This window comes from Acidimicrobiia bacterium (assembly GCA_036271555.1).
Classification (GTDB): domain Bacteria; phylum Actinomycetota; class Acidimicrobiia; order IMCC26256; family PALSA-610; genus DATBAK01.
In genome coordinates, this window is sequence record DATBAK010000001.1 from 15,108 (window position 1) to 39,308 (window position 24,201).

Genomic DNA, 24,201 nt, shown 5'->3' on the forward strand with positions numbered 1-24,201 from the left:
CCGGCTGCCCCTAGCCCTTCAGCACGTCGACGTCGTCGAGATCGGAGCTGTGCAGGTTGCGGTAGATCAGCAGCACCATCGCGAGGCCGACGCCGACCTCGGCCGCCGCGATCGTGAGCACGAACAGCGCGAACACCTGGCCGGCGACGTCGTGCACGCGCGCCGAGAAGGCGACGAGGTTCACGTTCACCGCCGCGAGCATCAGCTCGACGCTCATCAGCACGAGCACGCTGTTGCGCCGCGTCACCACGCCGTACACGCCGGTCGCGAACAGGAACGCTCCGAGGAGCAGGAACTCGTTGAGCGGCACGGTCAGTCCTTCCGAGCCAGCACGACGGCGCCGATCAGCGCGGCGAGGAGCAGCACGCCGACGACTTCGAACGGGATCAGATACACCCGGAAGATCGAGTTCGTGATCGCGGCGTTCGGCGTGGGCGCGTCCAGATGGATCTTGTCGTTGCCGAAGGCGTCGATCAGCAGCCCGCCGAGCACGACCGCGATGAGGAGCGACGGCAGCAGCGCCCAGGCGCGCAGGTTGTTGTCCATCTTCTCGGTCGGGTGCATGGGCGCGTGCGTCAGCATGATCCCGAAGAGGAACAGCACGATCACCGCGCCGATGTAGACGAGCACCTGCACCCAGGCGACGAACTCCGCGCCGAGCAGGATGTACTGCGCGGCGCCGCCCGCGAGGACGACGACGAGGAACAGCGCCGCGTGCACGATGTTCTGCGTGCGCACGACACCGATCGCGCCGACCGCCATCGCGGCCGCGATGATGCCGAAGGCGACGTTCTCGGCGACCACGGGACTACTTCTTGCCCTTCACGTCCGCGCCGAGCTCGAGCGGCTCGGGTTCCGGGACGGACTCCATCCACTCGCCGAGACGCTCCTTGTCGTGCAGCAGCGACGCGATGTTGGGCTCGGAGTACTCGAACTCGGGGCTCCAGAACAACGCGTCGAACGGGCACACCTCGACGCAGATGCCGCAGTACATGCACAGCGCGTAGTCGATGTCGAAGCGGTCGAGGATGCTGACCGTGCGGTCGCGGCCACCCTCGCGGCGCGGCGGGCGCTTCTCCTTGTGGCCCTCGATGTAGATGCACCAATCGGGGCACGAGCGCGCGCACAGCATGCAGACGGTGCAGTTCTCTTCCTTCAGCGCGATGACACCGCGCGCGCGCGGCGCCGGGTCTTCGCGCTCGTGCGGGTACTGCACCGTGACCGCGGGCTTCAGCATCGTCTTGAACGTCACGCCGAGCCCGCCGAGCATGCCCTTGATCTGCTTGCCGGCTGCCATCAGAACGCCACCTTCAGGATGCCGGTCACGAGGATGTTCGCGAGCGCGATCGGGATCAGCCACTTCCACGCGAGCGCCTGGAGCTGGTCCTCCCGGAAGCGCGGGTACGTGAAGCGCGCCCAGAACATCAGGAACGCGACCGCCATGATCTTCGTGAACAGCACGATCGGACCGAGCACGTCGGCCGCGCTCCCGTGCACCCACGGCACCGCCCAGCCGCCCAGGAACAACGTCGCCGCGAGCGCGGCGAACGCGAACGCGGTGCCGAACTCACCGATGAAGAAGAAGAGGAAGCGGAAGCCCGTGTACTCGACCATGTAGCCGGCGACGAGCTCCGACTCCGCGACCGGCATGTCGAACGGGGGCTGCGTGAGCTCGGCCTGCGCGGCGACCATGAACAGCGCGAAGCCGACGAACTGCGTGAGGATCAGCGGGAAGCCGACTCCGGACCAGCCGAAGATGTGGCCGCTCTGCTGCCACAGGACGATGCCCTGCAGGCTCATCGTGCCGGCCTGCACGACGACGCCGACGACCGCGAGCACAAGCGGGAGCTCGTAGGCGATCAGCTGCGCGGCGGCGCGCAGCGCGCCGAGCAACGCGTACTTGTTCGCGCTCGCCCAGCCCGCCATGAGCACGCCGATGACCGACAGGCTCGACACTGCGAGCGCGTAGAACACGCCGACGTCCATGCCGAACGGCGCGCTCGCGCTGCCCTGGCGCGCCACCGCGATGCGCGGGCCGCCGGGGATCACCACGAAGATCAGGAACGTCGACATCACGACGACGACCGGTGCGAGCGCGAACACGCGCCGATCGGCCTCCGACGGGAAGACGTCCTCCTTCTGCATGAACTTGATGCCGTCACCGATGAGCTGGAACCAGCCGTGGAACCCGCCCGGGTCCATCGGACCGAGCCGGCTCTGCATGTGGCTCATCATCTTCAGCAGGAAGACGTAGCCGAGGATCAGCGCCGCGAGCGGCACGAGCGCCAGCACGATCAGCGTCTTGATCGCGAGCGTGGTGCCCCACCCGACCTGGAACGCCAGGACATGCGTCGTGAGGGCGGTCATCGCTCCGCTCCTGGCGCCTTCGGCGCCGGGCCGCTCAGGCCACGCTCGCTGCTCAGCGGGATACCCGCCTCCCGACGCTCGCTCATCGCTCCGCTCCTGGCGCCTTCGGCGCCGGGCCGCTCAGGCCACGCTCGCTCATCGCTCGCTCATCGCTCATCTGTCGATGTCGCCGAGGATGAAGTAGAGGCCCGCGAGGATCGTCACGATGTCCGGAACGTAGACGCCCTTGAGCAACCAGGGCAGGATCGAGACGTTGCTGAACGAGGCCGAGCGGATCTTCACGCGGAACGGTCCCGTCGCGCCCTTCGAGACGACGTAGTAGCCCATCTCGCCGAGGGGGTTCTCGGTGTTCACCCACACCTCGCCCTCGGGCACCTTGATGATGCGCGGGACCTTCGCCATGAGCGGGCCGCTCGGCAGCCCGTCGAGGAGCTGCAGCACCATGCGCGCCGACTCGCGCGTCTCCTGTAGCCGCACCCAGTAGCGCGCGAACGAGTCGCCGTCGGGATGCGTCCAGACCTTCCAGTCGAGCTCGCGGTACGCGAGGTAGGGCTTGCCGTCGCGGCGGAGGTCCCAGTCGACGCCCGATGCGCGCAGGTTCGATCCCGACACGCCGTACGCGGCACCGAGCTCGGGCGGGATGATGCCGATCGATCGGGTGCGCTGCTCGAAGATCGGGTTCTGGAGCACGAGGTTGTCGAAGGTGTCGCAGCTCTCGAACACCTTGCGCATCGTCGTGCGGCAGTCGGCGATCCAGCCCCACGGCAGGTCGTCCTTGATGCCGCCGATGCGGTTGAAGTTCGGGTGGAAGCGTCCGCCGGTGACGGCCTCGATGAGGTTGAGCACGTACTCGCGGTCGCGGAAGCCGTAGAACGCGGGCGTGATCGCGCCGACCTGGAGGCCCATCTCGCCGAGGAACAGCAGGAACGTCGAGATGCGGGAGAGCTCGGTGAGGATCGTGCGGATCCACTCGGAGCGCGGCGGCGCCTCGATGCCCATGAGCCGCTCGGCCGCGTGGATGAACGGCACCTCGTTCGCGAAGCTCGACAGCCAGTCGATGCGGTTGATGAGGGTCGTGATCTGCGGGTACGTGCGGTACTCGGTGAGCTTCTCGTAGCCGCGGTGCATGTACCCGATGATCGGGTCGGCCGCGATGACGCGCTCGCCGTCGAGGCGCACGACGAGCCGCAGCGTGCCGTGCGTCGCAGGGTGCTGCGGGCCGAGCGAGAGGATCATGTCGCCGGTGTCGAGCTCGACGTTCACCTGCGCGTCGGCGAGGTGCCGGTACGCGGCCGGGTCGACCTGGATCTCGGGCAGTCCGCCGGGTCCCGGCAGATCGGTGGTGGTCATCTACTCACCTCCCGCCGACTCGTCGTCGCCGTCGCCTTCCTCGCCGGGCATCGCCTCGACGTCGACGAGGCCCGGCCACGGCTTCACCTCGCGCGCGAGCAACGGGTAGTCCTTGCGCAGCGGGTGACCGTCGAACTCCGACGGCAGGTAGAGGTGACGCAGCGCGGGATGGCCGTCGAACTCGATGCCGTACATCTCCCACGTCTCACGCTCGTGCCAGTCGGCACCCGGATACACCGACGTCCACGACGCGACGCGCATCGCGTCCTCCGCGACATCGGTCTTCAACGTGATGCCGGCGCCGGTGCTCGTCGACTGCATGCGCGCGAGCAGCTGGAAGCGGCCCTCGGAACCGGTGACGCCGTACGTGGTGTCGCGCGGCTGGACCGGCGCCGAGGTGTCGCCCGAGCCGGCGTCGTCGTCGGCGACCGGAGTGGGCATCCAGTCGATGCCGGCGATGAAGGAGAGGTAGTCGCAACCGAGCTCGTCGTGCACGACGCGCGCGGCTCGCAGCCACGCGTCGGGTGTGACGCGCACGACCGCGTCACCGAAGCACGGCTGCGCGTCGACGACCGCGTCGCCGAGGCGGGCGCGGAAGCGCTCGAGCAGCGCCGCGGCTTCCGGCAGCAGCGCGGTGCGTGGGTCGGCCGGCGCCTCCGACTCGGCCGCCGTGTCCGTGTCAGCGGCCAACGACGATCGGCTCCCAGTTCTCGCCGCGGTTCCGCGCCGCGGGGTCCTCGTCCATGATCCGCTGCTGGAGGAGCGTGATGCCCTCGATGAACGCCTCCGGACGGGGCGGGCAGCCGGGCACGTACACGTCGACGGGGATGATCTGGTCGACGCCCTTGGTGACCGAGTACGAGTCCCAGTACGGACCGCCGCAGTTCGCGCACGAGCCCATCGAGATCACGTACTTCGGGTCGGGCATCTGCTCGTAGAGCCGCTTGATCGACGGCGCCATCTTGTCGGTGACCGTGCCCGAGATGACCATGAGGTCGGCCTGGCGCGGGCTGGCGGGGAAAGGGATGACGCCGAGGCGCATGACGTCGTAGCGCGGGCTCGCGAGCGCCGCGCCCATCTCGATCGCGCAGCACGCGAGGCCCCACTGGAACATCCACAGCGAGTACTTGCGGCTGTAGTTGAGGAGGTCGCCGAGCGGCTTGAGCGGCCCCTTGCGCAGCGTGCCCTTGTCGATCAGGCCCACGTGAGCAGCCCCTTGCGCCACAGGTAGGCGAGTCCGACGAGGAGGATGGCGATGAAGGCGAAGATCTCGGCGATGCCGAACCAGCCGAGCGACTCGGCCGAGATCGCCCACGGGAACACGAACACCGCTTCGACGTCGAAGATCACGAACAGCAGCGCGTAGATGTAGTAGCGGACGGTCATCTGGCCGAAGCCACCGAGCGCGTCCGAGCCCGATTCGTAGGTCAGGTACTTCTCCGGCTGGGGCCGGGTCGGCCGCAGGAGACGCCCCACACCGAGCATCGCGCCCACCATGCCCATAGCGGCGACGACGAAGACCGCGACGGCCAAATACTGCCTGTAGAACTCCGACACGCGCGCTCCGTTGCCGGCTCCGGATCGACTCGGCGGAGTATACGCGGGGCCTGATTTCCACAAGCAATTGCGGGAATTCCCCCACAACCAGGCCGCGTTGGCGCCGATGTGATCCATCGTGGAGGCGAATCCGAGGTGGTGACTCGCGGCCCGATCCCGGGGCCCCGGACCGCGGCGCGGCCGCGTACCGCGTTCGTGCTCTCGGGTGGGGGGAACCAGGGCGTGTCGCAGGTGGGCATGCTGCGGGCGCTCGTCGAGCGGGGGGTCGTGCCCGATGTCGTCATCGGCACGTCTGCGGGCGCGCTGAACGGCGCCGCGCTCTGCTACGCGCCGAACCTCACCGGCATCGCCAAGCTCGCCAACACGTGGATGGCGCTCACGACCGCGAAGGTGTTCCCGGGCGGGAAGATCGTGCGCGCCTGGAACATCATGCGGCGGGGCACGCACCTCTTCTCCGCCGAGGGCCTCGACGACATCATCGAGACCGCGACGCCGGCGCGCTCCTTCGCCGACCTCCAGGTGCCGCTGCGCGTGATCGCCGCCGATCTCGACACCGGTGAGGAGGTCGTGATCGCACGGGGTCCGTTGAAGCCCGCGCTGCTCGCGAGCGCCTGCCTGCCCGGCGTGTTCCCGATCGTCGAGCACGACGGCCGGCGCCTCGTCGACGGCGGCGTCGTCAACTCCGTGCCGCTGTGGCACGCGCTGTCGGGACCGGTCGACCGCGTCTTCGTGATGAACGTGTCGGGCACGATCACCGACCGCATGCAGCGCTCGCCGCTCGACGTCGTGATGACCTCGTTCGCGCACGCCCGCAACCAGCGGTACGACCTCGAGCGGCGGTACGTGCCGGCGGGGATCGAGCTCTTGGAGCTGCCGCGACCGCGCGACACGCGCGACATCTTCGACTTCTCGGGCGGCGAGGAGCTGATCGAGGAGGCCTACCGGCTCACGCTCGGCTTCCTCGACGTCTACGAGGCCCGGGGCGCCGCCGCCGCGGCCCGCCAGCACCGCCGGCACCTGCCGTTCCGCCGGCGCGCCGTCGAGGCGTAGCCCAGAGGCCACACCCGCGGACGGGCGTGGACCGGGCGGTGTGCGCGACGATCTGCGGTTCACGAACAGCGACGGCGGGGGCGAAACATGCGCGGTTCACGGATTCGACGCGGCGCGTTCGCGATGGCGGTGGTACTCGGCCTGGCCACGTGCTGGGTCGCGCCGGCCGTCGCGGCCGCGCCCCATCACGACTGGCACGTCACCGCGACGCTCGCCCTCGGTGTCGACGACACCGCGGTGTCGTGCGCGGGAACCCGGTGCTGGTCACTCGAGGCCGGTCAACTGTTGTCGTCGACCGACGGTGGCGCGAGCTGGTCGTCGGAGCGCGCGGCCGTGCCCGACGGGATCGCCGCGCTGAACGACGTCGATTGCCCGCGCGCGTCGGTGTGCTACTTCCTCGCGACCACCGACGCCCAGCAGAGTGTCGTGCTCGTCGAGCGGCACGGCGCGTTCGATGTGCACGACGTCGGCGCGACCACGGCGTGGATCTCGATCTCGTGTGCCGGTCCCCAACACTGCGTCGCGACCGACGGGTTCTCGTCGTTCTCGACGCGTAACAGCTGGGACTCGCACACCACGCACCCGTTCGCGCAGGCGCTCTACGGGACGGCCGCCATCGGCTGCACTCGGGGGACCAACACGTGCGCGGCGGTCGGCGACTTCGGCGAGACGCCACGCATCGAGTACACGGCGAACGACGGCGAGACGTGGACGCCACAGACCGTGCCCAACCCGAGCGACGGGATGTACGCGGTCGCGTGCCCGACGACGAAGACCTGTTACGCCGGCGGTGCCGACTTCTCCGACCACGCGATCGTGCTGCGCACCACCGACGGCGGCGCACACTGGGACTTCGCGTCGCTGGCGGCGTTCCAGCCCTACCCGGTGCGCTCGATCTCCTGCGTGGCCGTCACCACCTGCTTCGCAGTCGGCGACACGCCCGGCAACAGCCCGTTCGTCTTCGCGACCACCGACGGCGCCCACTGGGACCGGCAGTCGATCGCCGCGATCGGGAGCGAGCAGCGTTCACAGGTGTCGTGCGCGTCGCCGACCCAGTGCGCCATCGTCGAGGGCGGCACCGCGTTCGAGACGGTGAACGGCGGCGCGTCCTGGACTCCGCAATCGATCCCCGCCGCGATCGAAGCGCCGCGGTCGATGGCGTGCCCGAGCACGACGCACTGTGTCGCGCTCACGAACGACGCGACCCAAGTCGCGCAGACGATCGTCTCCGACGACGGCGGCACGACGTGGGAGCCGCACGCGTTCCCGCCCGGCGCGGGCGCGCCGATGACCGTCGCGTGTCCCGCGCTCGACGCGTGTCTCTCGACGACGCGCACGCAGGCGGACGGCGGTCCGCCGGTCACGCACGTCTGGCTCAGTGGTGACGGTGGGATCACCTGGAAGGCCGGCCATCTCCAGCACCCGCGCGGCACGATCGGCCGTCTGGCGTGCGCGAATTCGAAGACGTGCCTCCTCGTCGGCTCCGACTCGCACGGTCACCCGAAGGCCGAGGCGACCACCGACGGCGGCGTGCTCTGGCACGAGATCGCGACGCCGACCGGCATCGACGGGATCGGGGGCGCCTCGTGCGCTTCCCCCGACGCGTGCGTGCTGATCGGCGACTCCAACCGCGCGTCGCCGCAGGCGTTCACCACGACGAACCTCGGCGGGTCGTACGACGCGCACCCGCTGCCCGACGCCGACGGCACCGCGTACTTCCTCGACGTCGACTGCGCGCGCCGCACGTGCCTCGCCGTCGGCTCGACCTCCGGCAGCGTGCTCATCGAACGCTCGACCGACCGCGGCGTGACGTGGAAGGCGAGCACCCTCCCGCAGGCGATCGACTCGCCCGACTACGTCGACTGCGTCTCGCCGGTTCGCTGCGCGATGACCGCGTACGACTACGACTTCGAGACCGGCGGTCCGGTCGTCGCGATGTCGAACAACGGTGGGCGGACGTGGCGCGTCGAGCCCATCCCGGCGCGTCACGAGCAACCGCTCGGCCTCGCGTGCCACGCCGACGGTTGCATCGCGTCGGACATCAGCCCGTCCGCCAACCCGATCATGCTCGCCGGCTCGTTCTGACTCGCTCGCTCCTTCGCCGGCTTCACTCTGCTCGCCGACTCGCACGCTCGCTGGCGAGCCTCGACGCTCGCTCCGCTCGGCGCGTTCGGCCGCGTGGGCGTCGCCGCGCGGGCGCGAGCTACTTGGCGCCGACGAGCAACAGGGTGGCGTCGCGGGCGAAGTCGAGGGCGAAGCCGGGGAGCACGCCGAGGAACACGATCGCGGCGACCGCGACCGTGAGCACCGCGGAGCTCGGGAAGTCGATCGCGAGTCCACCGTCGGAGGTCTCGTCGACCGCGTCGTCGCCCTCGATCCCGCCGTACATCGTCACGACGATGCGCAGGTAGACGAACGCGCCGACCGCGGACGCGAGCGTGGCGATGAGCACCAGCGCGTACTGACCCGAGTCGATCGCGGCCTTGAACACACCCAGCTTCGCGACGAACCCGCCCGTCAACGGCACGCCCGCCTGCGCGAGCAGGAACAGCGTGAGGACGCCGGCGAGCACGGGCCGGCGCACGCCGAGCCCGCGGTACTCCTCGAGCCCGTGGCGCGTGTCGCCGCGGCGCGCCATCACGCCGACGACACCGAACGAGCCGACCACCATGAAGGCGTAGACGAGCAGATAGAAGAGCGCGGCCGACGTGCCCGAGCGCGTCGCGACCTGCACCCCGATGAGCACGAAGCCCGCGTGGCTGATCGACGAGTACGCGAGCATCCGCTTCACGTCGGTCTGGATCAGCGCCGCGACCGTGCCGACCACCATCGAGAGCACCGCGAGACCCCACACCGCAGGGCGCCAGTCGATGCCGTACAGCGGGAAGGTGCCGACGAAGATGCGGAGGAAGGCGGCGAACGCGGCGACCTTCGTCGCCGAGCCCATGAACGCGGTGACGGGCGTCGGCGCGCCCTGGTACACGTCGGGCGTCCACATGTGGAACGGCGCGGCCGCGACCTTGAAGCCGAGCCCGACGAGCAGGAACGCGAAGCCGGCGACGAGGACGCCGCTGTGCGGCAGGTCGTTCGTCGCGAGGAACTTGGCGATGCCGGTGAGCGACGTCGTGCCGGTCGCGCCGTACGTGAGCGCGATGCCGTAGAGGAAGATCGCCGACGAGAACGCGCCGAGCACGAAGTACTTGAGCCCCGCCTCTTGCGACTCGAGCCGGCGGCGGTCGAACGCGGCGAGCACGTACAACGCGATCGACAGGATCTCGAGCGCGAGGAAGACCATCACGAGGTCGTTCGCGCTCGACATCACGAGCATGCCGGTCGCCGAGAGCAAGAGCAGCGCGAGGTATTCGGGTCCGTCGAGCTGCTCGCGGCGGAGATAGCCGGCCGACAGGAACACGACGAGCACGGTCGCGACGAGGACGACCGTGCGCACGAAGACGGAGAAGCCGTCGACCGCGACCATGCCGCCGATCGCCTGGTACGGGCCGTGCTCGTGCACGACGTGCCACACGATCGCGGTGAACACGCCGCTCGTCGCGATGCCGAGCACCGCGAGCACGACCGACCACGTGAACACGTGCTTCGACTTCCGAACGAGCGAACGCAGCAACACGATCGCGAGCGCGGACGCGAACAGGCTCAGCTCGGGTGCGATCGCGACGAAGTCGATCGGCGGCGTGGAGAGTCGTCGTGTGGGCGCGCTGCTCGCGGCGAGGAGGAAGTTCACGGCTGCGAGGCCTTCGCCTGCGGAACGGCGATCGTCGGCGCGTGATAGCCGGTCGACTGCTGCACGTGCGTGACCAAGTCGTCGACCGCGGGCTTCACGCGGTCGAGCACCGGCTTCGGATAGAAGCCGAGGAACAGGCTCAGCCCGAGCAGCGGCACGACGGTCGCGAGCTCGCGGAACGTGATGTCGCGCAGGCCGATGTTCTCGCCCTGCGGCTCACCGGTGAACGAGCGCTGCACCGCCCAGAGCAGGTAGACGGCGGCGAAGATGACACCGCTCGTCGCGACCACCGCGTACCAGCGGTGCGTGAGGAACGTGCCGATGAGCGTCAGGAACTCGCCGACGAATCCCGAGAAGCCGGGCAGGCCGATCGACGCGAAGGTCGCGATGATGAAGATGCCCGACAGCACCGGGATCGCCTTCCACAAACCGCCGAACTCGGAGATCTGGCGGGTGTGGCGGCGGTCGGAGAGCATGCCGATCAGCAGGAAGAGCGCGGCGGTGGTGAGGCCGTGACTGATCATCGTGAACAGTCCGCCCTGGAGGCCCTGCGTCGTGAGGGCGAAGATGCCGAGCACGACGAAGCCCATGTGCGCGATCGACGAGTACGCGACCAACCGTTTCAAGTCCGGTTGCATCGCGGCGACGATCGCGCCGTACACGATGCCGATCACCGCGGCGACGAGCAGGATCGGCGCGAGGTCGACGGCCGCCTGCGGGAACATCGGTACCGCGAAGCGCAGGAAGCCGTAGGTGCCCATCTTCAGCAGCACGCCCGCGAGCACGACCGAACCCGCGGTCGGCGCCTCGGTGTGCGCGTCGGGCAGCCACGTGTGGAACGGGAACAGCGGCACCTTCACCGCGAACGCGACGCAGAACGCCAGGAACAGCGCGCGCGACACGCCCGTGGAGATGTGACCCTTCACCGACGTCCACGCGGTGAGCGTCGGGATGTCGAACGTGAGCGGGTGACCGGCGCGGTGGTAGAGGAACGCGACGCTCAGCAGCCCGACGAACAGGAACGCGGAACCCGCCATGGTGTAGATGAAGAACTTCGTCGCCGCGTAGACGCGGTTGGCGTAACCCCATCCCGCGATGAGGAAGTACATCGGCACGAGCACGAACTCGAACGCGACGAAGAAGAGCACGAGGTCGAGGCTCAGGAACACCGCGATCAGCGCGGCTTCGAGCATGAGCATCCAGACCGTGAACGACTTGGCCTTCTGGATCTCCGTCGACGCGAGCAGGCCGATCGGGAACAGCAGCGCGGTCAGCGCCACCATGAACAGACTGATGCCGTCGACGCCGAGCGAGTAGCGCACGCCGAGCTCGCCCATCCAGCGGTGACTCTCGACGAACTGGTAGCCGTGCGTCGTCGCGCTGAACTGCACGATGAGGTAGATCGCGAGGCCGAGCGTGGCCGAGGACGCGAGGAATCCGACGATGCGCGAGTACTCCGGTCGGCGCGTCGGCATCACCATCGCGACGAAGCTGCCGAGCAGCGGGATGGCGATCAGCGCGGTGAGCACCGGGAACGACTCGTGCGACGTGCGCGCGAGACCGGCGGCCGACGTGGCGAGGGCGAGCATCAGAGACCGACCCGCAGCCCGAAGAAGATCAGCAACAGCGCCAGGCCCGCGGCGATGCCGAGCGCGTAGTTCCGCACGAGGCCGGTCTGTACGGTGCGCAGGCCGCCCGCGCCGGCCTTGAACGCGGAGCCGATGCCGTTCACCGCGCCGTCGATGATCCGCTTGTCGAAGCCCTCGGCGAGGAACTTCGCGAACGCGGTCAGCGGGCCGCTGACGAGCCGCGAGATCCCGATGTCGAAGTAGTACGCGTTCGCGAAGATGCGCGCGAGCGGACCGAGCGACGCGTCGATCGGGTCGTCACCCTCGCGAGTCAGGCCGTTGCGGTACACCGCGTGCCCGATCACGATGCCGACGACCGCGATCACGAGCGCGATCGTCGACAGCGCGAAGCCGGTGCCGAACGAGTGGACCTCGAGGCTGCGGCCGCCGACGAGCACCGGCGCGAGCCAGCGGTCGAGCGCGTCGATCGACTGCTTCGTGAACGGCAGGTCGATCACACCGCCGACGATCGACAGACCCGCGAGCGCGACGAGCGGGAAGAGCATGAGGTTCGGCGACTCGTGCGGATCGTGGCCGGCGCCGTGGTCGTCGTGCGCGCCACCCGTGTCGGCGACCTCGTGCACCGGGGACGACTCCGGCGACTCCGGCGACGACGACACCGCGGTACCCGCCGCCGCGGCATCCGCGCCGACGACTGCGGGCTCTCGGAAACGCTCGGGTCCGTAGAAGACGAGCCACACCTGACGGGTCATGTAGAACGCGGTGAGCAACGCGGCGACGACGCCGACGGCCCACAGCGCGTAGCTGTGATGCACCCACGCCTTGGCGAGGATGTCGTCCTTCGACCAGAAGCCCGCGAACGGGATCACGCCCGCGATCGCGAGCCACCCGACGATGAACGTGGCCGCGGTGACCGGCATGTACTTGCGCAGTCCGCCCATGCGGCGCATGTCCTGCTCGTCGCTCATGCCGTGGATCACGGATCCCGACCCGAGGAAGAGCAGCGCCTTGAAGAACGCGTGCGTGACCATGTGGAAGATCGCGGCGGAGTACGCGCCGACGCCGACCGCGATGAACATGTAGCCGAGCTGGCTCAGCGTCGAGTACGCGAGCACGCGCTTGATGTCGTTCTGCTTGAGCGCGACGGCCGCGGCGCCGATCGCCGTGATCGCGCCGATCCAGGAGACGATCGTGCCCGCGTGCAGTGAGCCCGTCGCCGCGGACAGGTCGAGCAGGATGTGCATGCGGACCATCAGGAACACGCCCGCGGTCACCATCGTCGCCGCGTGGATGAGCGCCGACACCGGCGTCGGGCCTTCCATCGCGTCCGGTAGCCAGATGTGGAGCGGGAACTGCGCGCTCTTGCCGGCCGCGCCGAGGAAGAACAGCAGCGCGATCGCGGTGACCGTCACGTGCGAGAGCGGCGTGACCCGGCTCGTGAGGCCGACGTAGTTCAGCGAGCCGGTCTTGGAGAAGAGCAGGAACATGCCGAGCATGAACCCGAAGTCGCCGACGCGGTTCACGACGAACGCCTTCTTGCCCGCGACCGCCGCGGAGTTGCGCTCGAACCAGAACGACACGAGCAGGTACGAGCAGAGACCGACGCCCTCCCACCCGAGGAACGTCACGAGGAAGCTGTTCCCGAGGACGAGGATCAGCATCGACGCCGCGAACAGGTTCAGGTAGGCGAAGAAGCGCGAGAAGCGCGGGTCGCCGTGCATGTACCCGATCGAGTACACGTGGATGAGCGTGCCGACGCCGGTGACGAACAGGATCATCGTCACCGAGAGCGGGTCGACGAGGAAGCCGAGCTTCACGACGAAGTTGCCGGACTCGAACCACGTCCAGAGCGTGCGCACCTGCTGTCGGTCCTGCGCGTGGCGGCCGAGCAACGTCGCGAACGCGATGACCGCGCCGACGAACGAGAGCCCGATCGTCGACGTCGCGATCCAACCCGCGATCGGCTCACCGATGCGCTTGCCGAACACCAGCAGCACGACCGCGCCCGCGGCCGGCAACGCCGGGATCAGCCAGACCAGATCGAGGAGCGCGTGACCCTGCACGTTGGTTCTGCCTCAGCCCTTCAGCAGATCGATGTCGTCGGCCGTCGCGCCGGGTCGGCGCCGGAAGATCGCCACGATGATGCCGAGGCCGACCGCGACCTCCGCGGCCGCGACGACGAGCGTGAAGAACACGATGACCTGACCGCCCACGTCGTTCAGCGCCTTGGCGAACGACACGAACGTGAGGTTCACGGCGTTCAACATGAGCTCGACGCACATGAACATCACGAGCGTGTTGCGCCGGATCAGCAGCCCGACCGCGCCGATCGTGAACAGCAGCGCGGCGACCGTGAGGTAGTAGCCCGGCGTGATCGTCATGGCCGGCTCCCGACCGTGCCCGCCTCGCTGTGCTCGGGCTTCTGCCGCGAGCGGCGCGCGAGCACCACGGAACCGACCACCGCGATGACGAGCAGAGCCGCGGTGACCTCGAAGGGCCAGATGAAGTCGGTGAAGAGCCGGCTCGCGAGGTTGTGCACGTTGCCGTCGGAGGGCGAGTTCAGCGCGCCCCGTTGCGAGTGCGCGCCCGTGACCCAGTGCCGGCCCGCGAGCACGAGCACTTCGACGACGAGCAGCAGACCGAGCGCGATCGCGGCCGGGCGCTGCGCCTTGCGCGGCTCCTCGAACGCCTCGCGCCGGTCGACACCCAGCAGCATGATGACGAACAGGAACAGCACGACGATCGCGCTCGCGTAGACGATGATCTGCACGATCGCGACGAGGTCGGCGTCCTGCAGCAGGAAGAAGCCGGCGATCGCGACCAGCGTGAGCACGAGGAACAGCGCCGAGTGCACCGGGTTGCGGGCGAGGATCACGCCGAACGCGCTCGCGAGCGTGATCGCGGTGAAGGCGAAGAAGAGGACCGCGGTCACCCGGGCTCCTCGGTCGGTTCGGTCGGCGCGGTCTGTCCGGTCTCCGCGGCGCGCACGCCGAAGCCGAGCTCGCCCGACCAGTTCGCGCGCCCCTCGTACTGCACCGCGCCCGACGGCGAGGTCGCGCGCATCCACTCGCTGGTGTGCTCGTCCTCGTGGCCGTCCCACAGCTCCCAGGGCTGGCGTCGCGCGCGCCCGTCGTCGCCGACGAGCAGCTGGTCCTTCGTGTAGATCGCGTCGGCGCGGCTCGTGAACGAGAACTCGAACAGCTTCGTCTCGGTGATCGCCTCGGTGGGGCACGCCTCGACGCACAGGTCGCAGTGAATGCACCGGAGGTAGTTGATCTCGTAGACGAATCCGTAGCGCTCACCCGGCGAGACGGGATCGTCGATCGGGTTGTCGGCGCCGCGCACGTAGATGCAGCGCGCCGGGCACACGCCCGCGCAGAGCTCGCAGCCGATGCACTTCTCCATGCCGTCCTCGTAGCGATTGAGGACGTGGCGGCCGTGCAGCCGTACCGGACGCGCGCTCTTCTCGACCGGGTACTCGGTCGTGAGGCGCGGCTTGAACATCTGCCGGAAGGTGACGCCGAATCCCGCGAGCCGGCCCATCAGCGGAACTCCTCGACCGTCTCGCCGACCTTCGGGATCGCGAGGTACAGCATCCCGTAGGCGAACAGCGCGAGCACCACGGCGAGCGGCAGCGCGACGAACAGGTGCCAGTGCAGCTGGCGCGCGACGACGATCGTCGCCGAGACCATCACCCAGAGGATCGCGATCTCGATCAGGTACTTCCACCCGAGCGCCATGAGCTGGTCGTAGCGCAAGCGCGGCAGCGACGCGCGGAGCCACACGGTGCCGAACAGCAGCGCGAGCACCTTCACGGCGAACCAGAGGAACGGCATGAGCCAGACGTTGATCGTCGAGCCGCGACCGAGGAAGCCGAGCGCGGGACCCGACGGTCCGCCGAGGAACAAGGTCGTCGCGACCGCCGACATCGTGATGAGGTTCATGAACTCGGCGAGGAAGAAGATCGCGAAGCGGATGCCCGTGTACTCGGTGTGGAAGCCACCGACGAGCTCCTGCTCGGCCTCGACGAGGTCGAAGGGCGGGTGGTTCGTCTCCGCGACCGCGGCGATGACGAAGATCACGAACGGCACGAGCGCGGGGAGCCAGTACCACGCCCGCACGAGCGACCCGATGTTCACCCACGCCTGGTCGTTCACGATCGTGCGCGTCGAGAGCGAGCCGGACTGGATGAGCACGCCGAGGATGCCGAGCCCGAACGCGGCTTCGTACGACAGCAGCTGCGCGGACGCGCGCACCGAGCCGAGCAGCGGGTACTTCGAGCCCGACGACCAGCCCGCGAGCATCACGCCGTACACACCGATACCCGACATCGCGAGGATGAACAGCACGCCCATCGGCAGCTCGGCGACCTGCAGGTACGTGTGGTGGCCGAGGATCGACACCCGCCCGCCGACCGGGATCACGCAGAACATGAGGAATGCGGGGAGGATCGAGAGGTAGGGCGCGAGCTTGAACACCGGTCGGTCCGCGGTGTCGGGGATCGATTGCTCCTTGAAGAAGAGCTTGATGCCGTCGGCGAGCGTCTGGAGCACGCCGTAGGGACCCGCGTTGTCGGGACCGATGCGGTTCTGCATGTCGGCGATGACCTTGCGCATGCCCCAGATGTAGAGGAGCACCGACAGCAGCAGCATCACGAACGCGCCGACGACCTTGATCAGGACGACGCCCACGACCGACCAGCTGACGTGACCCGTGAGCGCGGGGTCGGATGCGATCAGGTGCGCGAGCGGGCTCATCGCAAGGTCTCCACGCGCACGTCGGTGACGGGCGCGCTCACGTCGATGAGATCGGCGGCGCCGCGCGCGCCGGGCGTGAAGTCGAGCCGCGCGACACCCGCAGGGAGCGACGCGTCGACGTGCAGCGCGACGTCGAGGCTGCCGCGCGCCGAGGTGACACGCACGGTCGCGCCGTCGTCGACGCCGATACGCGTGAGATCGCTCGCGTTGACGCGCAGTCGGCGCGGCTGCACGAGACCCGCGAGCGGCGGCGACGAGACAACCGTGCGACCGCCTTCGTAGAGCGTGTGCCCGGTCACGAGGCGCAGAGCGTAGGCGTCGCGCCCGGGAGCGTCCGGGGAACCGAAGCTGCGGTCCCAGACGACCGAACGCGGCGGGGCCGGTGCGGCGCTGACGGTGTCGGCCGCGGCGGCGGTCTCTTCAGGCGCCTCGGGCGCGGTGCCGGTCTCGGCGGTCGTGTCGTTCAGGTCGGGCGACCCCGCCGCGCCCGCACGGATCGGCTCCCACGACGCGCCGGAACCGTCCTCGGCGAGGATCGTCAACGCGCCGCCGCGCCACACGATCTCGTCGCGGTGCTCGGCCACGGGCAGCACCACGCCGTCGCGCGCGCGGCGCAGCACGGCCGCGGTCGCGCCGGCGAACGCGGGGGCGACCCGCGCGATCTCCTCGGTGACCTCGTCGATCTGCTCGAGATCGAAGTCGGAGCCGAGCCGCAGCGCGAGCTCACCCGCGATGCGCCAGTCGTCCATCGCGCTGCCGGGCGGCGAGACCTTGCGGCCGAGCCTCTGCACGCGGCCTTCGAGGTTCGTGACCGTGCCCTGCTTCTCGCCCCACATCGTCGGCGGCAGCACGACGTCGGCCTGCTTCACCGAGTCGGAGAGGAAGCCGTCGACCGCGATGATCGACGAGACCGCCTCGAGCGCGTCGCGCGCGAGCGTGCGGTCGGGGAAATCGCTCAGCGGGTCGCAACCGAGCAACACGAGCGCGTGGATCTTGCCCGCCGCGGCGGCCTGCAGGATGCCGGTCGCGTCGAGGCCGCGCGCGTCCGGCACGCCGCCCCACGCCTCGGTGAACGCGGCGCGGCCGTCGTCGAGCGCGACGCGCCCGGGCAGCACGCCCGGCGCGAGGCCGACTTCGAGCGCGCCGTGCACGTTGCCGCGCCGCAGCGCGGAGAGGAACTTGACGTTCGGGAGTGCGGCCAGCGCGGCGGCCGCGCGCAACGTCGCGTCGGGCTGCTCCGCGACCGAGCCCCGTCCGAGCACGACGACGACGTCGCCCGCGCGCTCACGCAGCGTCGTCGCCGCGTTCGCGATCGCATCGTCGCCGCCACCGCCGGCCTTGCCGATCGCGGCGACGAGCCGCTCCGCGACCACGCCGACCTCGCCCGGAGCCGGCCGCAACGCGATCGTCGTCGGCGTGATCGGCGCGCCGACCACGGTGAGATCGATGACCGGGACCTTCAACTCGATCGCGGCGCGCCGGAGGCGCAGGTGCAGGACCGGCAGCTCGTCCTTGAGGTCGGGACCGATGAGCACGATCGCGGCGGCGTGGTCGAGATCGGAGATCTCGGCGCGCGGCAGACCGAGCACCGCTTCCGCGGGGAGGCCGTCGCCGAGCTGCGCGTCGACGTGATCGGTGCCCAGCACGCCCTTGGCGAGACGCGCCCATACGTAGGCGTCCTCGTTGCTCCCGTGCGCGCCGCCGAGTACCGCGATCGCGCCCGCGCCGTGCAGCGACTTCGTCTTCTCGAGGATCGCGGCCGCGGCGTCGAGCGCCTCCGGCCAGGGCTTCTCGACGAAGCCGTTGCCCTCGCGCACGAGCGGCTCGACGACGCGCGACTCGTCGTGCACGTACTCGAACCCGTAGCGGCCCTTGTCGCACAGCCAGCCGTGGTTCACCGCGTCCGAGTCGACGCCGAGGAAGCGCACGAGCCGGTCGGTCGACGACTGCAGCGCACCACGGCACTGCACCGCGCACGCAGTGCACGAGGTCTCGACGGTCGCGAGGTCCCAGGGTCGCGCGCGGAAGCGGTACGGCTTCGCGGTGAGCGCGCCCACCGGGCAGATCTGCACGACGTTGCCGGAGAAGTACGACGCGAACGGGTGGTCGGGGAAGTTGAGGACTTCCGTGCGGTCACCGCGGTCGACGAACGTGATCAGCGGGTCGCCCGCGATCTCGTCGGCGAAGCGCGTGCAGCGCGCGCACTGGATGCAGCGCTCGCGGTCGAGCATGACGATGTCGCTGATCGGGATCGGCTTCTCGAAGTGCCGCTTCTCCTCGGTGAAGCGCGACTCGCCGGGCCCGAACGACAGCGTCTGGTCCTGGAGCGGGCACTCGCCGCCCCGGTCGCACACCGGGCAGTCGAGCGGGTGGTTCACGAGCAGGAACTCGAGCACGCCGTCCTGGATCTTGTGCACCGGGTCGGTCTGCGTGCGGCACACCATCCCGTCGTTGACGGTCGTCGTGCACGCGGGCGGGAAGCCGCGCACGCCTTCGACCTCGACGAGACACATACGGCACATGCCGACGGGCTTCATGCGCTCGTGCCAGCAGAAGCGCGGGATGTAGACGCCGTTGTCCTGCGCGACCTTGATGAGGAGGTCGCCCTTCTTCGCCCGCACCTCGCGACCGTCGATCGAGACCGTGACGTCGTCGGTGCTCGCCGGTTGCGGCGTCTTCGGCGTCGGGTTCGGGTTCGGTTGGGTGACGGTCATGCCGGCGCTCCCGCGGTGCTCATGCGGCTCCGACCTCCGGCGCTCCACCCGGACGGTTCCGCGCGCTGCCAGGGCTGCCCACACCTGCGGTCTGCGCCGGGCTCAGTCGCGCGGTGATCTCGTCGCGGAAGAACTTGTTGAGGCTCACGATCGCCGACACCGCGCTCGGTCCGAGCGGGCAGATCGTCGTCTGGCTGAACGGCGCGTTGAGCCCGGGCGAGATGTTGTCGCCGACGTCGAGCAGCATGTCGAGGTCGGACGGCGAGCCCTCGCCGTGCGCCATGCGATAGAGCACCTTCTCGATCCAGCCCGTGCCTTCACGACACGGCGTGCACTTCCCGCACGACTCGTGCGAGAAGAACTTCGCGAGGCGCCACGCGACGAGCACGGGATCCGTGTTCTCGTCGAACACCATCACCGCCCCCGACCCGAGCATCACGCCGAACGTCTGCTGCACGAAGTCCATGTCGAGCGGCGCGTCGAGGTGCTCGTCGCTGCCGGTGAGCCACTGCGACGACGCGCCGCCGGGGACGAAGAACTTCACCTTGCGACCGCCGGTCACGCCGCCCGCGAGCTCGTCGATGAGCTGACGGAACGTGATGCCGAGCTCGACCTCGTAGTTGCCGGGCCGGTTCACGTGTCCCGACACCGAGAAGATGCGCGTGCCCGTGGAGCGGTTCACGCCGAGCTTCGCGTACTCCGCGCCGCCCATCGTGATGATGTGCGGCACCGTCGACAGCGTCTCGACGTTGTTGACGACCGTCGGCTTCGCGTACAGCCCTTCGATCGCGGGGAACGGCGGCCGGATGCGCGGCATGCCGCGCTCGCCCTCGAGGCTCTCGAGCAGCGCGGTCTCCTCGCCGCAGATGTACGCGCCCGCGCCGCGGTGCACGACGATCTCGAGGTCGAAACCGGAGCTCAGGATGTTCTTGCCGAGGAAGCCCATCGCCTTCGCGTCGGCGATCGCCTGCGTCAGCCGCTCGTACCCGAGCGCGAACTCACCGCGCAGATACACGAACGCCTGGTGACACTGGAGCGCGAACGCCGCGATCGCGATGCCCTCGACGAGCTGGTGCGGATCGCGCTCGATGAGCATGCGGTCCTTGAACGTCGACGGCTCGCCTTCGTCGGCGTTGACGACGAGATAGCGCGGGAACGAGTCGGGCGGCAGGAACGACCACTTCTGACCGGTCGGGAATCCCGCGCCGCCGCGGCCGCGCAGGCCCGACGCCTTCACCTGCTCCTGCACGTCGGCGGGATCGTTCTTGCGGACGACGTCGCGCAGCGTCGCGTACGCGCCCGACGCGGTCGCGCCCTCGATCGTCCACGAGTCGTCGGGTCGGTCGCGCAACCGCTTCGTGACGTACCGCGTCTCCACGACCGTCATCGCGTACTTCCCGAAATGGTGCGCGCGGCGCGGCGGCCGGCCTTGTAATCCTCGATCACGGCCTCGGCGCCCTCGGGCGTCATCCCTTCGTGGAACTCGTAGTTCACCTGCATCGCGGGCGCACCACCGCACGCCGCGAGGCACTCGACTTCCTCGACGTACACGTCGTCGTCCTCCGCGTAGCGGCGGTCGAGGTGGTCGAGCACCGCGGGGCCACCGGTCACGAGGCAGGTGACGTTGGTGCACACCGACACGAGCAGCGAACCGGACGGGCGGCGCTTGAACATCGTGTAGAAGGAGCACGTGCCCTGCACCTCGGCCGGCGACACGCCGACGAGGTCTGCGATCTCTTCCATCGCCTCGCGCGTGAGCCAGCCGTCCTGATCCTGCGCGAGGTGCGCGAGCGGCAGGATCGCCGACTTCGGGCGCGGGTAGCGCGCCACGATCTCCCGCGCGCGGGTGAGGTTCGCGTCGGAGAACGCCATCGCTAGCGGTCGACCTCCCCCATGATCGGATCGATGCTCGACACGATCGCGACCGCGTCGGCGACGAGGCTGTCGTGCACCATCGGTCCCATCGACTGGAGGTTGTAGAAGGACGGACCGCGGATGTGCATGCGCACCGGCTTCGACGATCCGTCGCTCACCATGTAGCAACCGATCTCACCGCGCGGCGACTCGATCGCGGTGTACGTCTCGCCCGCCGGCACCTTGAAGCCCTCGGTGAAGAGCTTGAAGTGGTGGATCAGCGCTTCCATCGACTCGTCGATGCGGGCGCGCGGCGGTGGGGTCACCTTGCGATCCTGCACGCGGTAGTCGCCACCGGGCATCTTCGCGACGCACTGGCGCACGATCTTCACCGACTCGAGGATCTCGTAGAGACGGATGCGGTACCGGTCGAAGACGTCGCCGTTGTCGGTGTAGATCACGTCGAAGTCGACGTCCTCGTAGGCGAGGTACGGCTGGTTCTTGCGCAGGTCCCACGCGAAACCGGTCGAGCGCAGGATGGGTCCGGTGATCGAGAGCTCGAGGCACTGCTCGGTCGTGATGCAACCGATGCCGACGGTGCGTTCCTGCCAGATCGGGTTCTGCGTGAGCAGCGCGTCGTAGTCGGCGACACCTTCCTCGACGACGTCCATCACGCCGAGCACGCGTTCGCGCCAGCCGTCGGGCAGGTCGGCCGCGACACCACCCGGTCGGATGTAGTTGTGGTTCATCCGCAGGCCGGTGATCGTCTCGAGCAGGCGCAGCACCTCTTCGCGCTCGCGCCACCCGTAGAGCATCATCGAGACCGCGCCGATGTCCATGCCGTTCGTCGCCTGGAACAGCAGGTGCGACGAGATGCGGTTGAGCTCGACGAGCATCATGCGCATCCACGTCGCGCGCTCGGGCACTCCGATGTCGAGCAGTCGTTCGACGGCCGTCGAGTACACGAGCTCGTTCGACAACGGCGACGCGTAGTCCATGCGCGTCACGTTCGTCGCGCCCTGCACGTACGTCAGCTCCTCACCGGTCTTCTCCATGCCGGTGTGCAGGTAGCCGATGACGGCCTTGGCGCGGACGAGCTCTTCGGAGTCGAGCTCCATCATGATGCGCAGCACACCGTGCGTCGACGGGTGCTGCGGGCCCATGTTGATGACCATCGTGTCGCCGAGCTCGTCGGTCGGCCACAGACCGCCGGTGAGGACGATCTCCTTCGCGCGCGTGCGCAGCTCCTGCGCACCCTCCGCGGTCTGGCGCTCGAGGCGCGCCTCGTCGGCGGGGACGTGGTGGAACGGATGGTCGAGCGCGGCGTCGGCCGAACCGACGCGTTCCGCGACCGCGTCGTCGCTCGGGTCACCCGTGTTCGGATCCGTCACCTCGGTCAGATTCTCGTTACTCATGCGGCTCCGACCTTCGGCGCTCGATCCAGAGATCCACGCCGGATTCGTTCGGGAGCCGCGCCTGCGGTCTGCGCCTGACTGCTCATCGCGGCCTCGGATCGCCCTTGAAGGTGACCGGGACGCGCGCCGACGGATCGTCCTTGCGCAGCGGGTGCCCGTTCCAGTCGTCGGGCATGAGGATGCGCGTGAGGTCGGGGTGGCCGTCGAAGCGGATGCCGAGCAGGTCGTAGGTCTCGCGCTCGGGGAAGTTGGTCCCCGGGTAGACGCCCGTGAGCGACGGCACCGTCGGGTCGTCCCCGGGCACCTCGCAGATCAACCGGATACGGCGGTTGCGCGCGTGCGAGAGGAAGTTGGCGACGACCTCGAAGCGCTCGGGCGTCACGCCCGCGGGGCAGTGGCGCACGCCGTCGACGAGGTGGTCGACCGCCGTCACGTCGACGCACATCGTGAACTGCTCGTGATCGCGCAGGTACGCGGCGGCCTCGCCGAGTTGCGAGCGATCGAGGTAGACGACGTTCTGCCCGTGGGACTCGAAGTGCACCGAGCCTTCGAAGCGCTCGCAGAGCGCGGCCGCGACCTCGTCTGCGGGCGGCGTGGCGGCGACGGCCTCGGCCGCGCCGCCCTCGTGATCTGGTTCACGAACTTCGTCGTCGGCCATCGGGCAGCGTCTCGGCTGGTGGACTCAGGTGCTCGCGGGCTCGAGCGCGACGCCGGCCCCACCGTGCGGGGTGGCGGCGCGCCGCCGGAGCAGCTCGCCGGTGCGGATCATGTCGTGCAGGGTCAGGATCCCGTGCATGAGCGTCTCGGGACCGGGCGGGCAACCGGGCACGTAGACGTCGACGGGCACGATCTGGTCGACGCCCTGCACGATCGCGTAGTTGTTGAACATCCCGCCGCTGCTCGCGCAGACCCCCATCGAGATCACCCACTTGGGGTCGACCATCTGGTCGTAGACCTGTCGCAGCACGGGCGCCATCTTGTTGCTCACGCGCCCGGCCACGATCATGAGGTCGGCCTGGCGCGGGCTCGCGCGGAAGACCTCCATGCCGTAACGCGCGAGGTCGTAGTGCGCGGCCCCGGTCGCCATCATCTCCAGCGCGCAGCACGCAAGCCCGAACGTCGCGGGGAACACGGAGTTGCGGCGCGCCCAGCGCACCAGATCCTCGAGCTGCCCGGTGACGACGTTGTGCGGAATCTGCTCGAGTCCCATCGGCTCAGGCCGCTTCGTGCTCGGCCGCGGCGGCGTCGACCGCGCGTGCCGCCGCGGGATCGAAGACCGCGCTCGACACGCGGCGCACCGGCCCGATGCCGGACGCGAGCCGGCGCTGCACCGGACCCCACGCGAGCGCGCCGACCGACAGCAGGTACGCGAACGGGATGAGCAAACCGAAGACGAACGCGCCCATCGCCACGAGTCCGAACAGGCCGAGCTGTCGGAAGACGACGGCGAAGGGATAGAGGAACACGATCTCGACGTCGAGCACGATGAACGCCATCGCGACCAGATAGAACTTCACCGGGAAGCGCTCGGCCGGCTCGACCTCGGGGACGATGCCGCACTCGTAGGGCGCCTGCTTCGCCGAGTTCGGCGACTGTGGCGCGAGCAGACCCGATGCGACGAACGACAGACCGGCGAAGGCGATCACGAGCCCGATCATCAGCAGGATCGGCAGGTAGTCGTTCACGTTTCGGAGGCTAGTGCCTCGACCGAATCACGGGCAGATTGCCGCCGGCCATCGTTCCCGCGACAGCCCGCGAGCGGAGCGAGCGGGGCGACCTCGGCCATTCCCGTCCCGCGTCGTGGCG

23 protein-coding genes and 1 pseudogene are annotated in these 24,201 nt (G+C 69.3%); 2 read left to right on the forward strand and 22 right to left on the reverse strand.

Annotated elements, in window-relative coordinates; all coding sequences use genetic code 11:
* Window positions 1-10 precede the first annotated feature (10 nt).
* The 8 genes from nuoK (VH914_00080) to VH914_00115 all read right to left on the reverse strand — a co-directional run bounded on the left by nuoK (VH914_00080) (window position 11) and on the right by VH914_00115 (window position 5,274).
* Window positions 11-316 (reverse strand): NADH-quinone oxidoreductase subunit NuoK, encoded by a 306-nt coding sequence (nuoK, locus tag VH914_00080; protein HEX4489580.1) that lies wholly within the window; start codon window positions 314-316, stop codon window positions 11-13.
* The gene (locus VH914_00085) at window positions 313-804 is read right to left on the reverse strand and encodes an NADH-quinone oxidoreductase subunit J (protein ID HEX4489581.1); all 492 of its coding nucleotides are present in this window, start codon (window positions 802-804) and stop codon (window positions 313-315) included. Before VH914_00085 ends, nuoK (VH914_00080) begins: the two co-directional genes overlap by 4 nt.
* A gap of 4 nt (window positions 805-808) precedes the next feature.
* A complete protein-coding gene (locus tag VH914_00090; protein ID HEX4489582.1) occupies window positions 809-1,297 on the reverse strand; it encodes an NADH-quinone oxidoreductase subunit I in 489 nt (162 codons plus the stop codon).
* Window positions 1,297-2,367: a complex I subunit 1 family protein gene (locus VH914_00095; GenBank protein HEX4489583.1), complete on the reverse strand. Its 1,071-nt coding sequence runs from the start codon at window positions 2,365-2,367 to the stop codon at window positions 1,297-1,299. Before VH914_00095 ends, VH914_00090 begins: the two co-directional genes overlap by 1 nt.
* Window positions 2,368-2,520: 153 nt before the next feature.
* Window positions 2,521-3,603 carry an NADH-quinone oxidoreductase subunit D 1 gene (locus VH914_00100; protein ID HEX4489584.1) on the reverse strand — a complete coding sequence of 361 codons (1,083 nt, stop codon included), beginning with the start codon at window positions 3,601-3,603 and terminating at the stop codon, window positions 2,521-2,523.
* 114 nt (window positions 3,604-3,717) lie between these two features.
* Window positions 3,718-4,407 carry an NADH-quinone oxidoreductase subunit C gene (locus VH914_00105; GenBank protein HEX4489585.1) on the reverse strand — a complete coding sequence of 230 codons (690 nt, stop codon included), beginning with the start codon at window positions 4,405-4,407 and terminating at the stop codon, window positions 3,718-3,720.
* Complete coding sequence (locus VH914_00110) at window positions 4,397-4,921, reverse strand: NADH-quinone oxidoreductase subunit B family protein (GenBank protein HEX4489586.1); 525 nt, start codon at window positions 4,919-4,921, stop codon at window positions 4,397-4,399. Before VH914_00110 ends, VH914_00105 begins: the two co-directional genes overlap by 11 nt.
* The gene (locus VH914_00115; GenBank protein HEX4489587.1) at window positions 4,912-5,274 is read right to left on the reverse strand and encodes an NADH-quinone oxidoreductase subunit A; all 363 of its coding nucleotides are present in this window, start codon (window positions 5,272-5,274) and stop codon (window positions 4,912-4,914) included. The genes VH914_00110 and VH914_00115 overlap by 10 nt, the downstream gene beginning before the upstream one ends.
* Window positions 5,275-5,412: 138 nt before the next feature.
* On the opposite strand from VH914_00115, the gene VH914_00120 reads away from it, so the two are divergent.
* Both VH914_00120 and VH914_00125 read left to right on the forward strand, forming a co-directional pair.
* A complete protein-coding gene (locus tag VH914_00120) occupies window positions 5,413-6,324 on the forward strand; it encodes a patatin-like phospholipase family protein (protein ID HEX4489588.1) in 912 nt (303 codons plus the stop codon).
* 123 nt (window positions 6,325-6,447) lie between these two features.
* Window positions 6,448-8,409 carry a hypothetical protein gene (locus VH914_00125; protein HEX4489589.1) on the forward strand — a complete coding sequence of 654 codons (1,962 nt, stop codon included), beginning with the start codon at window positions 6,448-6,450 and terminating at the stop codon, window positions 8,407-8,409.
* A 118-nt stretch (window positions 8,410-8,527) separates the two neighbouring features.
* Here the strand turns inward: VH914_00125 and VH914_00130 are convergent, their stop codons facing one another.
* The 14 genes and pseudogenes from VH914_00130 to ndhC form a co-directional block, all read right to left on the reverse strand.
* Window positions 8,528-10,066, reverse strand: coding sequence for an NADH-quinone oxidoreductase subunit N (locus VH914_00130; protein ID HEX4489590.1), 1,539 nt, complete (start codon window positions 10,064-10,066; stop codon window positions 8,528-8,530).
* A complete protein-coding gene (locus VH914_00135) occupies window positions 10,063-11,655 on the reverse strand; it encodes an NADH-quinone oxidoreductase subunit M (protein ID HEX4489591.1) in 1,593 nt (530 codons plus the stop codon). Before VH914_00135 ends, VH914_00130 begins: the two co-directional genes overlap by 4 nt.
* A complete protein-coding gene (nuoL, locus tag VH914_00140) occupies window positions 11,655-13,718 on the reverse strand; it encodes an NADH-quinone oxidoreductase subunit L (GenBank protein HEX4489592.1) in 2,064 nt (687 codons plus the stop codon). The genes VH914_00135 and nuoL overlap by 1 nt, the downstream gene beginning before the upstream one ends.
* A 12-nt stretch (window positions 13,719-13,730) precedes the next feature.
* Window positions 13,731-14,036: an NADH-quinone oxidoreductase subunit NuoK gene (gene nuoK / locus VH914_00145; protein HEX4489593.1), complete on the reverse strand. Its 306-nt coding sequence runs from the start codon at window positions 14,034-14,036 to the stop codon at window positions 13,731-13,733.
* Window positions 14,033-14,587, reverse strand: coding sequence for an NADH-quinone oxidoreductase subunit J (locus VH914_00150; GenBank protein ID HEX4489594.1), 555 nt, complete (start codon window positions 14,585-14,587; stop codon window positions 14,033-14,035). The genes nuoK (VH914_00145) and VH914_00150 overlap by 4 nt, the downstream gene beginning before the upstream one ends.
* Window positions 14,584-15,198, reverse strand: a complete 615-nt coding sequence (nuoI, locus tag VH914_00155; GenBank protein ID HEX4489595.1) for an NADH-quinone oxidoreductase subunit NuoI — start codon at window positions 15,196-15,198, stop codon at window positions 14,584-14,586. Before nuoI ends, VH914_00150 begins: the two co-directional genes overlap by 4 nt.
* A complete protein-coding gene (gene nuoH, locus VH914_00160) occupies window positions 15,198-16,412 on the reverse strand; it encodes an NADH-quinone oxidoreductase subunit NuoH (protein HEX4489596.1) in 1,215 nt (404 codons plus the stop codon). The genes nuoI and nuoH overlap by 1 nt, the downstream gene beginning before the upstream one ends.
* A complete protein-coding gene (gene nuoG / locus VH914_00165; GenBank protein ID HEX4489597.1) occupies window positions 16,409-19,126 on the reverse strand; it encodes an NADH-quinone oxidoreductase subunit NuoG in 2,718 nt (905 codons plus the stop codon). The genes nuoH and nuoG overlap by 4 nt, the downstream gene beginning before the upstream one ends.
* 19 nt (window positions 19,127-19,145) lie before the next feature.
* Entirely contained in the window at window positions 19,146-20,513 is a 1,368-nt protein-coding gene (gene nuoF, locus VH914_00170; protein ID HEX4489598.1) for an NADH-quinone oxidoreductase subunit NuoF, read from the reverse strand.
* Window positions 20,510-20,998, reverse strand: coding sequence for an NAD(P)H-dependent oxidoreductase subunit E (locus VH914_00175; protein HEX4489599.1), 489 nt, complete (start codon window positions 20,996-20,998; stop codon window positions 20,510-20,512). Before VH914_00175 ends, nuoF begins: the two co-directional genes overlap by 4 nt.
* Before the next feature lie 2 nt (window positions 20,999-21,000).
* The gene (gene nuoD / locus VH914_00180) at window positions 21,001-22,395 is read right to left on the reverse strand and encodes an NADH dehydrogenase (quinone) subunit D (GenBank protein HEX4489600.1); all 1,395 of its coding nucleotides are present in this window, start codon (window positions 22,393-22,395) and stop codon (window positions 21,001-21,003) included.
* 82 nt (window positions 22,396-22,477) lie between these two features.
* Window positions 22,478-23,053 carry an NADH-quinone oxidoreductase subunit C gene (locus VH914_00185; protein ID HEX4489601.1) on the reverse strand — a complete coding sequence of 192 codons (576 nt, stop codon included), beginning with the start codon at window positions 23,051-23,053 and terminating at the stop codon, window positions 22,478-22,480.
* Window positions 23,054-23,158: 105 nt separating this feature from the next.
* Window positions 23,159-23,605 (reverse strand): annotated as a pseudogene (locus tag VH914_00190) (NADH-quinone oxidoreductase subunit B family protein).
* Window positions 23,606-23,609: 4 nt separating this feature from the next.
* Complete coding sequence (ndhC, locus tag VH914_00195) at window positions 23,610-24,080, reverse strand: NADH-quinone oxidoreductase subunit A (protein HEX4489602.1); 471 nt, start codon at window positions 24,078-24,080, stop codon at window positions 23,610-23,612.
* Window positions 24,081-24,201: the final 121 nt, after the last annotated feature.